13 protein-coding genes are annotated in these 14,014 nt (G+C 63.3%); 2 read left to right on the forward strand and 11 right to left on the reverse strand.

The features are described 5' to 3' along the window. Positions 1 to 103: 103 nt before the first annotated feature. Positions 104 to 511 carry a SpoIIAA family protein gene (locus AC1DXU_RS00770; RefSeq protein ID WP_477363087.1) on the forward strand — a complete coding sequence of 136 codons (408 nt, stop codon included), beginning with the start codon at positions 104 to 106 and terminating at the stop codon, positions 509 to 511. On the opposite strand, the gene AC1DXU_RS00775 is transcribed toward AC1DXU_RS00770, so the two are convergent. From AC1DXU_RS00775 to AC1DXU_RS00825, 11 genes are all read right to left on the reverse strand, one after another. Further along, a complete protein-coding gene (locus AC1DXU_RS00775) occupies positions 504 to 1,631 on the reverse strand; it encodes an ATP-dependent DNA helicase (protein WP_477277108.1) in 1,128 nt (375 codons plus the stop codon). The two genes, AC1DXU_RS00770 and AC1DXU_RS00775, sit on opposite strands and share 8 nt — an antisense overlap. Before the next feature lie 339 nt (positions 1,632 to 1,970). After that, entirely contained in the window at positions 1,971 to 2,330 is a 360-nt protein-coding gene (locus tag AC1DXU_RS00780; RefSeq protein WP_477363090.1) for a nitrile hydratase accessory protein, read from the reverse strand. Next, a complete protein-coding gene (gene nthB / locus AC1DXU_RS00785) occupies positions 2,317 to 2,976 on the reverse strand; it encodes a nitrile hydratase subunit beta (RefSeq protein ID WP_477363093.1) in 660 nt (219 codons plus the stop codon). Before nthB ends, AC1DXU_RS00780 begins: the two co-directional genes overlap by 14 nt. Continuing rightward, complete coding sequence (gene nthA, locus AC1DXU_RS00790) at positions 2,973 to 3,575, reverse strand: nitrile hydratase subunit alpha (RefSeq protein ID WP_477363096.1); 603 nt, start codon at positions 3,573 to 3,575, stop codon at positions 2,973 to 2,975. The genes nthB and nthA overlap by 4 nt, the downstream gene beginning before the upstream one ends. Before the next feature lie 62 nt (positions 3,576 to 3,637). Further along, on the reverse strand, positions 3,638 to 6,805 hold the full coding sequence (locus AC1DXU_RS00795; RefSeq protein ID WP_477363099.1) for an efflux RND transporter permease subunit: 3,168 nt from the start codon (positions 6,803 to 6,805) through the stop codon (positions 3,638 to 3,640). Then, positions 6,802 to 8,067 (reverse strand): efflux RND transporter periplasmic adaptor subunit, encoded by a 1,266-nt coding sequence (locus AC1DXU_RS00800; RefSeq protein ID WP_477363102.1) that lies wholly within the window; start codon positions 8,065 to 8,067, stop codon positions 6,802 to 6,804. The genes AC1DXU_RS00795 and AC1DXU_RS00800 overlap by 4 nt, the downstream gene beginning before the upstream one ends. A gap of 220 nt (positions 8,068 to 8,287) precedes the next feature. Further along, positions 8,288 to 8,758 carry a nucleoside deaminase gene (locus AC1DXU_RS00805; protein WP_477312048.1) on the reverse strand — a complete coding sequence of 157 codons (471 nt, stop codon included), beginning with the start codon at positions 8,756 to 8,758 and terminating at the stop codon, positions 8,288 to 8,290. Positions 8,759 to 8,893: 135 nt separating this feature from the next. Then, entirely contained in the window at positions 8,894 to 9,490 is a 597-nt protein-coding gene (locus AC1DXU_RS00810; protein ID WP_477363105.1) for a LysE family translocator, read from the reverse strand. 102 nt (positions 9,491 to 9,592) lie between these two features. Further along, complete coding sequence (gene ilvN / locus AC1DXU_RS00815) at positions 9,593 to 10,165, reverse strand: acetolactate synthase small subunit (protein WP_477244780.1); 573 nt, start codon at positions 10,163 to 10,165, stop codon at positions 9,593 to 9,595. 84 nt (positions 10,166 to 10,249) lie between these two features. Then, complete coding sequence (locus AC1DXU_RS00820) at positions 10,250 to 12,031, reverse strand: acetolactate synthase 3 large subunit (RefSeq protein ID WP_477363108.1); 1,782 nt, start codon at positions 12,029 to 12,031, stop codon at positions 10,250 to 10,252. A gap of 247 nt (positions 12,032 to 12,278) precedes the next feature. Further along, positions 12,279 to 13,439: a PcfJ domain-containing protein gene (locus tag AC1DXU_RS00825; RefSeq protein WP_477363111.1), complete on the reverse strand. Its 1,161-nt coding sequence runs from the start codon at positions 13,437 to 13,439 to the stop codon at positions 12,279 to 12,281. A gap of 414 nt (positions 13,440 to 13,853) precedes the next feature. Between AC1DXU_RS00825 and AC1DXU_RS00830 the strand changes: the two genes are divergently transcribed. Next, positions 13,854 to 14,003 carry a hypothetical protein gene (locus AC1DXU_RS00830; protein ID WP_477363114.1) on the forward strand — a complete coding sequence of 50 codons (150 nt, stop codon included), beginning with the start codon at positions 13,854 to 13,856 and terminating at the stop codon, positions 14,001 to 14,003. The last annotated feature ends 11 nt before the right edge of the window (positions 14,004 to 14,014 follow it).

The raw sequence follows: 14,014 nt of genomic DNA on the forward strand, positions 1-14,014 counted from the left end.
GGTCCGGTTCTTTTAGCAGCGCATCTATACTGGCTTTGATGGGAACAGACAGGGGGTTTCGGGTGTTCCAGTCGGGTATATGCCCTGCAAGCTGAGGACAGCCATGAATTTTCTGGACACCGTGCCCGCGATCCGCCGCATCGACACCAACCGCGATGACCTTTTCGCCGTCGACGTCGTTGGCCATGTCACGGCCGCCGACGCAGAGAACCTTTTCGGCCTGCTGGAGGCAGCCTACCTGCTGCATGACAGGATCGATGTGCTGGTGCGCGTGATAGACCCGCAAGGCGTCGAGTGGGCCAACATACAAGACGAGACGCTAGAACAGGGCACCGTCCATGCCTTGCAGCATATTAGCCGTTGCGCGACGGTCGGTGACCCCAACTGGATACCGGCAGCGCGCGAATTCATGCCGGCGTCATCCGCCCTGGAGCTCAGGCATTTTAAAGTCGAGGACGAATCGGTGGCCTGGCAATGGCTCGGCGCCCGGCCGATAGAACAGCCTACCTGACGATGGTCAGCCGCTCGGCGGCGCGGGTGATGGCGGTGTAGAGCCAGCGCTGGCGCGTTTCCTTGAACGCCCAGCTTTCATCGAAAAGCACGATCTCGTTCCACTGAGAGCCCTGCGCCTTGTGCACGGTGAGCGCGTAGCCATAGTCGAAATCGTCGAACCGCTTCTTCTGCTGCCAGGGAATATCGGCATCCGGATCCTCGAACGCCGACTTGAGCAGCTTGATCTTGGCGACGCCGCGGTCCGGATCGTCCTCTTCCGGCGACACCAGAAGGTTGATGCCGGGCTTCACCGTTTCGCGCGACGAGGTCATCACCTTCCACAGCGAGCCGTTGAGTAGTCCCTTGGCCGGATCGTTGCGCAGGCAGACCAACTTGTCGCCGGCCTGCGGATAGTCGGCGTTGAAGCCCTTGAGTTCACGCAGGCGCTGATTGTAGCGCCGCCGCGTGCGGTTGGTGCCGACCAGCACCTGGTCCGCCTTCAGCACCAGCTCCTGGGTGACGTCCTCCTTGCCGATCACTTGCGCCGTGCCATAGTCGCCGCGCATGAACTCGCGGCCCTCGCGCACGTCGAGCGCCAAGCGCAGGATCGGATTGTCGCGCGCCTGGCGGTGGATTTCGGTGAGCAGGATATCCGGCTCATGGTCGGTGAAGAAGCCGCCGCCGGAGATCGGCGGCAACTGGCCGGGATCGCCGAGCACAAGGATCGGCGTGCCGAAACTCATCAGGTCGCGGCCGAGCTGCTCGTCGACCATCGAGCACTCGTCGATGACGACGAGCTTGGCGCGCGAGATCGGGCTTTGCCGGTTGAGCGAAAAGGTCGGCGTCATCGAGGTCTTGCCGGTGACCTCGTCCGACACCGATTCCTCGCCCTTCGGCCTGTAGATCAGCGAATGGATGGTGCGGGCATTGACCGCGCCCTTGGAACGCAGCACCTGCGCCGCCTTGCCGGTGAAGGCGGCGAACTGCACCTGGCCGTCGACATGTTCGGCAAAATAGCGCGCCAGCGTCGTCTTGCCGGTGCCGGCATAGCCGAACAGCCGGAACAGTTGCGGTCGGCCTTCCTTGAGCCAGCGCGCAACCGCCTGCAGCGCCTCATCCTGTTGGGGAGAGAATTCCATCAGCGCGAGAGACCGGATTCGCAAGGGAAAGACAAGGCCGCCACCATCAATGCCTCAAGCATTCAAGCTATCAGGGCTGAATTGGAACGTAAAGGGAACAAACATGGCCAGGCAATGGCCTCAGATAAAGGACAAACCGTCAGCGTTGCCCCTCATTGCCCTGCCGGGCATTTCTCCCCGTATAGTGACGGGGAGAAAAAGGCTGGCCGCGGCCTCGGCGTAACTTATCCAACGCAGGCGACTGGCAATGGCTTCGGCGACAGCTCCCCTCTCCCCGTCTCTATACGGGGAGAGGATGCCGGCAGGCAGGTGAGGGGCAGCGCTAACGCGACGGGGACTTCATCCCTCACCAAACCCCGGATCGTTCTCCAATAAAATCGGCTTGCCGTGAGGCGTTGCATGCGCGGCGCGTTCCCAGGCGGCGGCAAGTGTGTCGACGTCACCCTTGCCGGCGACGCCCTTGGCCGCCAGCAATTTCTCCAGCGCCGCCAGCCAGTGCTCGTAATAATCGTGGCCGTCGCTTGCAGCTCCCGGCTTCTTCACCTCGGCGGACAATGCCTCCGCCCACTCGCTCCAGGAAAACAGCCCCTTGTCATGCAAGGCCACCGTCATGGCAAAAGCTTCGGCCTGCCACGGCTCGGCGAACACCGGTTCATCGACGAAACCAGGCGGCAATCCGGCAGCCTCATGCCGGCTCAAGATAGCTCTCCCAGGCATCGATCGAGACGGTCAGCGTCGGGTCGGCTCCCTCGCCCCAGATTTCCGAACCATCAAAGACCACCGTATAGACCCATTGCGGATTTTCGCCCTGCCCGCGTGCATTGCTGTCGGGAAAGACAAAACCGTCGCGCACGGCCTCGATAATTCCCTGCTTGCCGCGCGCATAGCGCGGCAGCCGCGTGTGGCCGGTCGGATTGAAGTTCTTGGTGCGCACGGCCTGCCCAGCTTTGAATCGCGCCAGCGTCGCAACCGGCCGGTCGCAAGGACCGCCCTTGGCCAGCACCGCCGGCACGTTTTCCGCCTTCAGCACCCTCTTGGGAGTCGCTGCCGGATCGACCGCCCGGCCCTCGGCCAGATCTCGCTCACTGATGAAGCCATGCCGCTTGAGCAGCACCTCCAGCGCCTTGATCCAGATCTGGTAATAGCTGGAGGCATAATAGACGGCCGGATGCAGCGATTCCCTGGCATGCCGGCTCTCATCGATGTTCCAGGCGCCCATGGCGCCGGCGGTGAGCGTCACGCCAAGCGCCCGCCTCTGCCAGGCGGCATGGAAATAGGGTTCGTCCGTTTCAGGCGCGACTGGCCCAAAACCCATCTGCCCGCCGAGATCGTGCGGCCCGTTCATGCAACCCTCGCCACAGCGGTGCCGATCATCGCGTCGCGGCTGACCAGTTCGGAGAGCTGCTCCTCGCTCCAGCCTTCGGTGTTTTCGGGCCGCATCGGCACCACGAGATAGCGCAGCTCGGCGGTCGAATCCCAGACGCGGATCTTTTTGTCGGCCGGCAAGATCAGCCCGAATTCCTCCAGTACGCCGCGCGGATCGATCACCGCGCGCGAGCGATAGGGCGGCGCCTTGTACCAGACCGGCGGCAGGCCGAGCACCGACCACGGATAGCAGGAGCACAGCGTGCAGACGACGAGATTGTGGGTCTCATCGGTGTTGAACACCGCTTGCATGTGCTCGCCTTGCCGGCCGGTATAGCTCAGCGATTCGATCGCCGCCGTCGCATCGCGCTTCAGCCAGGCGGCGAAGTCGGCGTCGACCCACGCCTTGGCCACCACCCTGGCGCCGTTGCGGGGGCCGATTTTCGTCTCGTAGGTGTCGACGATGACGTCGATCGCCGCCGGATCGATCAGCCCCTTCTGGGTGAGGATCGTTTCCAGCGCGCGCACCCGCGCGGCAAAGGGGTCGAGTTCGTTGTCGTGGTCATGATCGTGTGCCATGGCCGCAAATTACGGTCGCGGGCGCAAGGCCGCAAGCACGACGGCTTGGTCCAGGACCGTCGCTATTCGGCGGCGGCCCTTTGCGGTTCGTCCAATGGCTCTTCCTTGGCGTCGAACAGCGAAGGCTGGTCGACGGCCTCGACCGGAAGCGGCTCGCCGCCCTGTAGCGGCGTCCACAGGCCAAGCAGCCAGCCGGAGAAGCGTTCCATGTAGACATAGATGACCGGCGTCACGAACAGGGTCAGCGCCTGCGAGGCGACGAGACCGCCGACCACTGCCACGCCGAGCGGCTGGCGCAGTTCGGCGCTGGCGCCGGTGCCGAGCGCGATCGGGATGGTGCCCATCAGCGCGGCCAAAGTCGTCATCATGATCGGCCGGAAACGCATGATGCAGGCTTTGTGGATAGAGTCGATCGGCGACATTCCATCTCGTCGCAGCTCCAGCGCGACATCGATCATCATGATGCCGTTCTTCTTGACGATGCCGATCAGCATCAGGATGCCGATGACGGCAATCACCGACAGGTCCATACCCGCCAGCCGCAGCGCGACCAGCGCGCCCAGCACCGCCGAAGGCAGGCCGGTCAGGATGGTGAGCGGATGGATGAAGCTCTCGTAGAGGATGCCGAGCACGATGTAGATGGTGAGGATGGCGCCGCCGATCAGCAGCCCCTGGTTGGCCAGCGAATCCTGGAACGTCTTGGCCGTACCCGCGAAACTGGTCGAGATCGTCGTCGGCAGCCCGATCTTGTCCTTCAGCGCGTTGATATGCGTGACGCTGTCGCCAAGCGCCACGCCCTGCGGCAGATTGTAGGAGATGGTCACCGCCGGAAGCTGGCCAAGCTGGTTGACGGTCAAGGCGCCGGCGGTTCGATCAACACGCGCAAAGGCGCCGAGTGGCACCAGGCTGCCGCTGGCCGTCCTCACCTGGATGGCCAGCATCCTCTCAGGCGACCACTCGATCTTCGGATCAAGCTCCATGACCACCTGATAGCTGTCGGCCGACCCAAAAATGGTCGAGACCTGCTGGGTGCCGAAACCACCATAGAGGCTGGAGCGCAGCGTATCAGTGTCGATGCCGAGCGTTGCCGCCTTGTCGCGGTCGACCACCAATGTCGCCTGCAGCGCGTTGTTCTGCAGGTCGTTGGTGACGTCGGTGAAGGCGGCGTGATCCGCGGCCATCGCGTCCGACAACTTCTGCGCCCAGATGTCGGTCGCACCGGTATCGAGGCCCTGCACGACGAGCTGATAGGCGCTGGCGGAAGAACGCGATCCCAGACGCAAATTCTGCACCGGCTGCATATAGGCCTCGATGCCCGGGACATTGGCCAGTTGCTTGCGCAGGTCCGACTGCACCTTCTCGATATTGGGGCGCTGGCTCTTGTCCTTCAACTGCACATAGAGCTGGCCCTGGTTCAGCGCATTGCCGCCGCTGCCGGCCGACCAAGCCACATGCGAGACATAGGGCGAATGCGAAAAGACATTCGCCACCTGCCCCTGCAGCTTGACCATGGCGTCGAACGAGATGTCCTGGCGGGCGATCGTCGTCACCGAAATCTGGCCAATATCTTCCTGCGGGAAGAAGCCCTTCGGCGAGATCTGGATCAGCCAGACCGACGCTGCCGCCGTACCGATGAAGACCAGGAAAACCAGAAAAGTATGGCGCAGGCAAAACGTCAGCAGCCAGTCATAGGCGCGGGTGACGAAGTCATGCCTGCGGCCTTCGCCATGCGCCGCGTCGCGCTCGGCCTTCGACACCGACAGCAGCCGCGAGCACAGCATCGGGGTCAGCGTCAGCGAGACGAACATCGATGCCAGGATGGCGACCGTCACCACCACCGCGAACTCGTTGAAGATGCGCCCGATCACCCCGCCCATCAAAAGCACGGGGATGAACACCGCCACCAGCGAGATCGAGATCGAGATGATGGTGAAGCCGATTTCGCGCGCGCCCTTCAGCGCCGCTTCCATGGCCGACAGCCCGTCCTCCTCCATGTGGCGGAAGATGTTCTCCAGCATGACGATGGCGTCGTCGACGACGAGGCCGACGGCCAGCGTCAGCCCCATCAGCGAGATATTGTCGATGGAAAAGCCGAACAGGAACATCACGCCGAGTGTGGCGATGAGCGAGATCGGCACCGCCACCGCCGGAATGATCGTCGCCGTGACCCGGCGCAGGAACAGGAAGATCACCATCACCACCAGCGCGATGGTGAGCAGCAGCGTGAACTGCACGTCATCGACAGCGGCGCGGATCGAGGTCGAGCGATCGTTGAGCAATTTGATGCTGGCCGCCGCCGGCATCTGCTCCTCGAAGGACGGCAGCATCGCCTTGACGCGGTCGACCACCTCGACGGTGTTGGCGTCTGGCTGGCGCTGCACGGCCAGAATGACCGCGCGGGTGCCGTCATACCAGCTTGCCGTCGTTGTCGTCTGCACCGAATCGATGACGCGCGTGACCTCGCCGAGCCGCACCGGATGGCCGTTCTTGGTGGCGATGATCAGATTGGAAAAGCCCGCGGCATTGGTCAGCTGTGTGTTGGCCGTGATCGTCAGCTGCTGCTGATCGTTCTGCAGCACGCCGAGCGGCGTGTTGCTGTTGGCCGAGGCGATGGCCGTCTGCAGCTGGTCGATCGAGATGCCGCGCGCGGCAAGCGCCGTCGGATCGATCTGGATGCGCACGGCATATTTCTGCTGGCCGAAGATCGAAACCTGCGCCACGCCGTCCAGCGTCGACAGCGACGGCGAGATCACGTTCTCGGCGAAGGCATCGAGATCGGTCAGCGGAACCGTGTCGCTGACCAGTGACATCAACAGGATCGGCGCATCGGCCGGGTTGACCTTGCGATAGCTCGGCGGGCTGGTCATCTCCGGCGGCAATTGCCGCTGGGTGCGAGCGATTGCAGCCTGCACGTCTGCCGCCGCGGCATCGATGTCGCGGTCGAGCACGAACTGGATGGCGATCGAGGTCGAGCCGAGCGAATTGGTGGTCGAGATCGAATCGATGCCGGCGATGGTCGAGAACTGCTTGATCAGCGGCGTTGCCACCGAGGTCGCCATGGTTTCCGGCGAGGCGCCCGGCAGCGACGCCGAGACATTGACCACCGGAAACTCGGCGCTCGGCAAGGCCGCCACCGGCAGGAACTTGTAGGCAAACAGCCCGCCCAGAACGAGCGCGAACGACATCAGCAGCGTGGCAACGGGCCTGCGTATGCAGAATTCGGAAATCATGGACGCGCCCCGCCGGCCTTGTCGGCCCCACCGGCTTTTTCTGCTTCCGCGACCTTCGGCGCCGCCTGGTCATCAGCGGCAGTCGCCTTGCCTTCGTGGACAGCGGCGCCATTCTTCAGCCTGGTCTGGCCCTCGACGACGACACGCTCGCCGCTCTTCAGGCCCTGGCTGATGGCGCTGTTGCCGCCTTCGGTCAGCGCCACCTGCACGGGCCGCATCTCCACCGTACTGTCGGCCTTGATGACATAGACGAACGGCCCCTTCTGGCTGGGCTGCACCGCAACCGTCGGCACGGACGTCATCTGCGGCATGGTGCCGGCATCGAGCACGACATTGACATACTGCCCCGGCCACAGCGAAAGGTCGGCATTGGGCACGCTCGCCCGCGTTGCGATCGTGCCGGAGGCGGTGTCGACGCTGGAATCGACGAAGTCGAGCGTGCCGGTGCCGATCGGCGCCGGGTTGCCGTCCTTGGTCAGCGTCACCCCGCCCACCAGCGGCGTCGCCAGCGCCTTGTGCAGCAAGGCAAGATCGCTTTCGGGAAGATTGAAGTTGACCTGCAGCGGGTCCATCTCGGTGATGGTGACCAGCGGCGTTGCGGTGCTGCTGTTGCCGTTGCTGGTGGTGACGAGATCGCCGACCGCGACGTTGACCGCGCCAAGTCTGCCGGAGATCGGCGCTGTGATGGTGGCAAAGCCGAGCTGGACCATATCGGCATCGAGCGTCGCCTTGTCGGCGTCGACCGTGGCTGCGGCCGCCTTTTGCGCCGCGACCGCCTGATCGTAGGTTTGCTGCGTGCCGGCCTGCTTGGCGACGAGGTCCTTGGCGCGCTGAAGATCCGACTGCGTGCTGGCGAGCAGCGCCTGGTCCTTGGCCAGCGTCGCCTGGTCCTTGGCGAGTTGCGCCTTCAGCGCCCGATCGTCCAGCGAGAGCAGGACATCGCCGGCCTTGACCATCTGCCCGTCCTTGACGGCGATCGACACGATCTGGCTGGAGACCCGGGCGTTGATGCTGACGACGGCCGGCGACGAGACAAATCCGATGGCATAGCGCCGGATCGGGAAATCGGCGGTAGAGGCGGTGGCGGCAAGCACCGAGGTTGAACGCGCAGCGTTTGCGCCTGCTGCCGGCTTGTCTGCCGCCGCCGTTTGCTTGCCTGCCAGCATTTGCTGAAGACTGCCCATGGCGGTGGGCGAAACATAGAGCCAGGCCGCGACGACGCAGGCCACGGCCACCACCGCCAGAGCGATCTTTCCACGCATCGACAACATGCCTTCTTTATCCGACACGCCGAACCCGGTGGTCGCATTCTAGCGTAACTCGCAAGCTCCTGCCGCGATTTCGCCGAATAGATAGGACGCGCCTTTGTCGGAAAAGGGCCAAAACACGGCATTACGAAGATTTAATGTGCACTGCACAATGGATGTGCAGCCGGCTCATGATCCCGGGCCGACGCCTGTCGTGGGCCTCGGCAGCTGGTCTCTAAGCCTTGCCCAGATGCTTCGGCCAGAATCCCTGATGGACTTCGGCGGCTTCGTCTTCGAGGTTGGGGCCAACCACAGTGACGATGCGCGCACCGGTTTGCAGCACCGCCCGGCTCGGCACGTTCAAGCCAATTCCAGCGATCTCGCCAAGCCGCGCCTCGGAGCACGCAAAAACCATACGCCCGATACCCGACCAGTAAATCGCCCCGGCGCACATCGCGCACGGCTCCGTGCTGGTATAGAGTGTGCAGTCCGCGAGAAAAGCAGTGTCGTAGTGCTGCGCCGCCAGTTTGACCAGGTTCATCTCGGCGTGGTTCGTCATATCGTGGCCCGTGAAGACGCTGTTTTCGGCGCGCAAGATTACTTCGCCGTCCCTCACCAGCAGCGAGCCAAACGGTTCGTCGCCGCGTTCCATTGCGGATTTCGAGAGCGCAATCGCCTCGCGTAGAAACGGCTCGTGGCTTTCCATCCGAGTCCCCCAAAAAGGCTAGAGCGGTATGATTTTGTCTTGAATCAGGGGGATTTCCAAGGGGCTGCAAATCAGATTCAAGTCGGCGATCTGCATCGCCGCATCCGTCATCTTCCGGCTCTAATCAATGCACCCTTAGCGCAGCATCGGCCACAGCGTCGCCGCCAACAACACACCCATGGCGATGTTGAACCATTTCAGCCGCACCGGATCCGACAGAAATCCGCGCAGCGCCGTGCCGAAACCGGCCCACACCGACACGCTTGGCAGGTTGACGATGGTGAACGCGATGGCGACCAGCGCCACCGACAGAAACGGGTGCTCGGGATTGGCATAGACGGCCATGGCGGTGATCGCCATCACCCACGCCTTCGGATTGACCCACTGGAATGCCGCCGCATCGATGAAGCGCATCGGCTGCGTCTCCGTCTCACCCTTGCCGCTCAGCGAGCGCGACATGGCGATCTTCCAGGCGAGGTACAACAGATAGGCGCCGCCGGCGATCTTTAGTCCCGTATGCAATGCCGGAAACGCCGTCAGCACCGCGCCAAGCCCGAAGCCAACGGCCAGCAACAGCACCATGAAACCCATGCTGATGCCGAGCATGTGCGGAATGGTTCTGACGATGCCGAAATTGACGCCCGAGGCCAGCAGCATGAGGTTGTTCGGCCCCGGCGTGATCGAGGTCACCAACGCGTAGACCAACAGGGCAAGGAATGCGTCGAGGGACATGCTATCCTCCCAGATACGTCAGCTATATTGTCCTTTTACGCCAGACGCACAAAGGGCCACAGCCGGCCCGCAGCGGGGCCAGCTGAGGCGCGAGGCTTAGGGCTACATGCCCTGCGCGCCGCGGTTCAATGCCGCCACGCCGGTGCGGCAGATTTCGACCAGGCCGAGCGGCTTCATGATGGCGATGAACTGGTCGATCTTGGAGCCCTTGCCGGTGATCTCGAAGATGAAATGCTCGGTGTTGGCGTCGATGACCGAGGCGCGGAAAGCGTCGGCGAGTCTGAGCGCCTCGACACGGGCTTCGCCGGTGCCGGCGACCTTGACCAGCGCCAGTTCGCGCTCCAGCGGCCGCTCCTGGCCGAGCTCGTGCGAGCGCACGGTGAGGTCGACGACCCGGTGCACCGGCACGATGCGTTCGAGCTGGTGCTTGATCTGCTCCAGCACATGCGGCGTGCCGCGCGTCACGATGGTGATGCGCGACAGGTGCTTTTCATGCTCGGTCTCGGAGACGGTCAGGCTCTCGATGTTGTAGCCGCGGCCAGAAAACAGGCCGATGACCCGGGCCAGCACGCCCGGCTCATTGTCGACCAGCACGGAAAGCGTGTGGTTCTCCGGCTTTTCCGTTTCCTTGGCGATGAAATAGGCCGAGCCGGTCGGCTGTAGCTGTGCGTTCATGACATGAATCTCGATTTCAAACTTTTGAGCTAATTCTCTGTTTGCGCACGGCTTCTCCAGAAAAGCCCTGCCCCGGCTTGTTGGCTACACCAGTTCCCTGCCCTTGGCGTCGATGGCGTTAGCAACGGCCTCGTCGGTGGCCTCGTCCGGCAACAGCATCTCGTTATGCGCCTTGCCTGACGGGATCATCGGGAAGCAGTTGGCGAGCGTGGCCACGCGGCAATCGAAGATCACCGGCTTCTTCACCGCAATCATCTCCTTGATGGCGTCGTCCAGTTCGTCGGGCTTTTCGCAGCGAATGCCGTGGCCACCATAGGCTTCCGCCAGCTTGACGAAATCCGGCATCGCTTCGGTGTAGGAATGCGACAGCCGGTTGCCGTGCAGCAGCTGCTGCCACTGCCGCACCATGCCCATATACTGGTTGTTGAGGATGAAGATCTTGATCGGCGCATTGTGCTGCACCGCCGCACTCATCTCCTGGATCGTCATCTGCACCGAGGCGTCGCCGGCAATGTCGATGACCAGCGCATCGGGATGCGCGATCTGCACGCCGAGCGCGGCCGGCAGGCCATAGCCCATCGTGCCGAGCCCGCCAGAGGTCATCCAGCGGTTCGGCTTCTCGAAATGATAGTGCTGCGCCGCCCACATCTGGTGCTGGCCGACCTCGGTGGTGATGTAGGTGTCCATATGCTTGGTCAGTTCATAGAGCCGCTGGACGGCATATTGCGGCATGATCACGTCGTGGTTCATCTTGTAGGCGAGCGAATCCCGCGCCCGCCATTTGGCGATCTGCTCCCACCAGGGGTGCAGCGCCTTCTTGTCGGTCTTGGCGGTCGCCCGCCACAGCCGCACCATATCCTCCAGCACCCGGCCGACATCGCCGATGATCGGCACTTCGGTATGGACGTTCTTGTTGATCGACGACGGATCGATGTCGATGTGGATCTTCTTGGAGTTCGGCGAGAACGCGGTCAGCCGCCCGGTGATGCGGTCGTCGAAGCGCGCGCCGATGCAGATCATGACGTCGCAATCATGCATCGCCATGTTGGCTTCATAGGTGCCGTGCATCCCCAGCATGCCCATCCAGTTCTTGCCCGATGCCGGATAGGCGCCCAGACCCATCAGCGTCGAGGTGATGGGAAAGCCGGTGAGATCGACCAGCTCGCGCAGCAGATGGCTCGCCTCCGGGCCGGAATTGATGACGCCGCCACCCGAATAGATGATCGGCTTTTTGGCGCCGGCCATCAGATCGACCGCCGCCTTGATCTTTTCCAGATCGCCCTGGACCTTCGGCTGGTAGCTGGTGCGCGGCGCCGTCTGCGGCGGCACGTAGATACCCCTGGCGAACTGCACGTCCTTGGGAATGTCGACCACGACCGGACCGGGACGCCCGGTGGTGGCGACATGGAAGGCCTCATGAATGGTGGCGGCGAGCTCGTTGACGTCCTTCACCAGCCAGTTGTGCTTGGTGCAGGGGCGCGTGATGCCGACGGTGTCGCATTCCTGGAAGGCGTCGGAGCCGATGAGCGAGGTCGGCACCTGCCCGGTCAGGCAGACCAGCGGGATCGAATCCATCAGCGCATCCTGCAGCGGCGTCACCGCATTGGTGGCGCCCGGCCCCGAGGTCACCAGCATGACGCCGGCCTTGCCGGTCGAGCGCGCATAGCCTTCGGCCGCATGGCCTGCGCCCTGCTCGTGACGAACCAGGATGTGCTCGACCTCGTCCTGCTGAAAAATCTCGTCGTAGATCGGAAGCACGGCGCCGCCGGGATAGCCGAAAATATGCTTGACGCCATTGTCCTTCAGCGCCTGCACCACCATTTCGGCGCCCGTCATTTCGCGCCGCTCGTTCTGTCCGTTGCTCATCGGTCTGGTCCCGTACTGTCGCCGTCTGGGCGTTGTCTAGTCGTGTTTCAGGCAATAAAAAAGGCCCCCGAGGGAGCCTGTGTCTTGCGCATGGGAGGTTTCCGCCCGGCGGTTACACCGCCTTGCCCACGCGCTTTCCTACTACGAGAATGAGTGCAATTTTCATGGTGGCGGACAATAGGATTGGTTTTGCGCGGATGTCAACGGGCAATCCGCGCGGCTTTTCGGCCGCGCGGATTCACTTTTATCAGGCGCCAAGCGTCACGGCCTTCGCCTTGGCCCAGCGCTCGAGGATTTTTTGTTCCTCAGGCGTGGCCAGGCGATTGCCGAAACCGCGCACCTGCACCGCGTGATGCTTCTGATCGAGCTCGATCGTCAGCAGCCGCTCGGTCTTGCCCAATGCCTTGCGCCGCAGCGTCCAGATCGAGGCGTAGCCGGCAATGCATTTGGCGGCATACATCGAGACGCAGTGATGCATCGCCCGGCTCTCGGCAACAAGATCCTCCGCCGTCTTCAACTGGCGGATGGAGAACCCCTCGCCGTAGACTTTCGCCTCCTTGGGCTGGGGGCGCCACTCCCAGTCCTGCAGGCGCGAGCCGGCCCAGGCGTCGACCTGCGGCTGTGCGCCGGCAACCGGCTGGACCCTGGCGGCGGCACGGCGGCGCATCGCCTCGATGCGCTCGATGGCGGCAAGGTCGCGGTGCCAATCCACCATCTGCCGGCGCAGCGAAGCGAGCGTACGGCCCTTCAGGCTGTAGGCCGCATCGCGCCGGTGCCTGGCGCCGAGGAAATCGCAGAGATCGTCGATCTCCTCCTTCGACGCCGGATGCTCGCAGAAGAAGCGCGCCACCTCACGCCAGAAGGCCAGCTCGCCGCGTGGCGTGCGCGCGATCTTGGTGCGCGCAAGCCGTGCCGCCAGCCCGCAATCCTGCGTGTACGACCGGACGATCGCGAACCAGAACGCCTCCTCGAAGCCGAACTCCGCGGACACGTTCAGGAAGCAATGCACCTCCTTGCGCGACAGCCACGCACTGGCGCCCGCCTTGTAGAGCGAGTTGCCGCCCGCAGCCGCGATGTACCAGGCCTTGCGCAGCTTGATCTCGTTGGCATCGAGCCCCGAACTGTCGAGCCAGATGGCTTCGAGCGCCGCAGGGACAGGGTAGATCGCGTAGAGATGACGTGCCGCGGCCAGCCGCAGACGCGCGGGGTCGCGCGTCTTCAGCTTCGGACGCCACAGCGCACCGTCACGGATCGCTATGCTGGCAAACTGCCGGCGTGCCTCATCAAGCGCCTGCTCGAAATCCGGAGCGGGACGCGGCACGGCGGAAACCCGCCGTAGCGATGCTTGATATGCTTCAATGCGTTGGCGCTCGGCGTCCTGCCTGCGCTGGATCATGGACTTTGCCATGGCCGTTCTTCCCGATTGGAACCCTGTCAGCCGCGCGCAATTCCAGCGCCGGCACGGAATGTGTCGATCTGGGTTGCCGTGACATGGACAGGTCTCCTCTGAGGAATGAACGATTACGAATGGGCGGCGTCACTACGCCCGCAACGGCATTGGCGCAAGCGTCATTCTTTCAATGTTTACAATAGCATGATCGACTGTTGCAAAGCCGCATCTCAGCCCTTTGGGCAGCCGCTCTCATCGGTGGGAGCATTCGGCCCCAACCGTTTGCCACGGCTTCGCCAGGGCATTCTGTGTCGATGTAATCGCCTTCGAACGGTGACTGCCCCACGCGTCACGGGCGCCGGCTCAGATCGTCAGTAAGTGGGTATCAGCCGTTAAGCGGCTCAGCCCGTCCGCCGCCAGCGGAGGCGCAAAATGCGTGAACAAGATCTCATCGTCGCCTCCATCGAAAGTGTGACCGGTACGGTGCGGCAAAGGGAAAGCCGCATGTGGGCGCGGCTAATACATCGGAACAGGCGCAGCAGCAAGGCGGCGAACGTGGTCGGCATCTACGAATTCGAATGAACCGGCAGCGA

This window comes from Mesorhizobium sp. P3_A10, assembly GCF_056403175.1.

What these genes read in the sequence shown, in the direction of transcription:
- AC1DXU_RS00770 (WP_477363087.1), top strand. Translation starts at nt 104, where the DNA reads ATGAATTTTCTGGACACCGTGCCCGCGATCCGCCGCATCGACACCAAC.
- AC1DXU_RS00775 (WP_477277108.1), bottom strand. Translation starts at nt 1,631, where the DNA reads ATGGAATTCTCTCCCCAACAGGATGAGGCGCTGCAGGCGGTTGCGCGC.
- nthB (WP_477363093.1), bottom strand. Translation starts at nt 2,976, where the DNA reads ATGAACGGGCCGCACGATCTCGGCGGGCAGATGGGTTTTGGGCCAGTC.
- nthA (WP_477363096.1), bottom strand. Translation starts at nt 3,575, where the DNA reads ATGGCACACGATCATGACCACGACAACGAACTCGACCCCTTTGCCGCG.
- AC1DXU_RS00795 (WP_477363099.1), bottom strand. Translation starts at nt 6,805, where the DNA reads ATGATTTCCGAATTCTGCATACGCAGGCCCGTTGCCACGCTGCTGATG.
- AC1DXU_RS00800 (WP_477363102.1), bottom strand. Translation starts at nt 8,067, where the DNA reads ATGCGTGGAAAGATCGCTCTGGCGGTGGTGGCCGTGGCCTGCGTCGTC.
- AC1DXU_RS00805 (WP_477312048.1), bottom strand. Translation starts at nt 8,758, where the DNA reads ATGGAAAGCCACGAGCCGTTTCTACGCGAGGCGATTGCGCTCTCGAAA.
- AC1DXU_RS00810 (WP_477363105.1), bottom strand. Translation starts at nt 9,490, where the DNA reads ATGTCCCTCGACGCATTCCTTGCCCTGTTGGTCTACGCGTTGGTGACC.
- ilvN (WP_477244780.1), bottom strand. Translation starts at nt 10,165, where the DNA reads ATGAACGCACAGCTACAGCCGACCGGCTCGGCCTATTTCATCGCCAAG.
- AC1DXU_RS00820 (WP_477363108.1), bottom strand. Translation starts at nt 12,031, where the DNA reads ATGAGCAACGGACAGAACGAGCGGCGCGAAATGACGGGCGCCGAAATG.
- AC1DXU_RS00825 (WP_477363111.1), bottom strand. Translation starts at nt 13,439, where the DNA reads ATGGCAAAGTCCATGATCCAGCGCAGGCAGGACGCCGAGCGCCAACGC.
- AC1DXU_RS00830 (WP_477363114.1), top strand. Translation starts at nt 13,854, where the DNA reads ATGCGTGAACAAGATCTCATCGTCGCCTCCATCGAAAGTGTGACCGGT.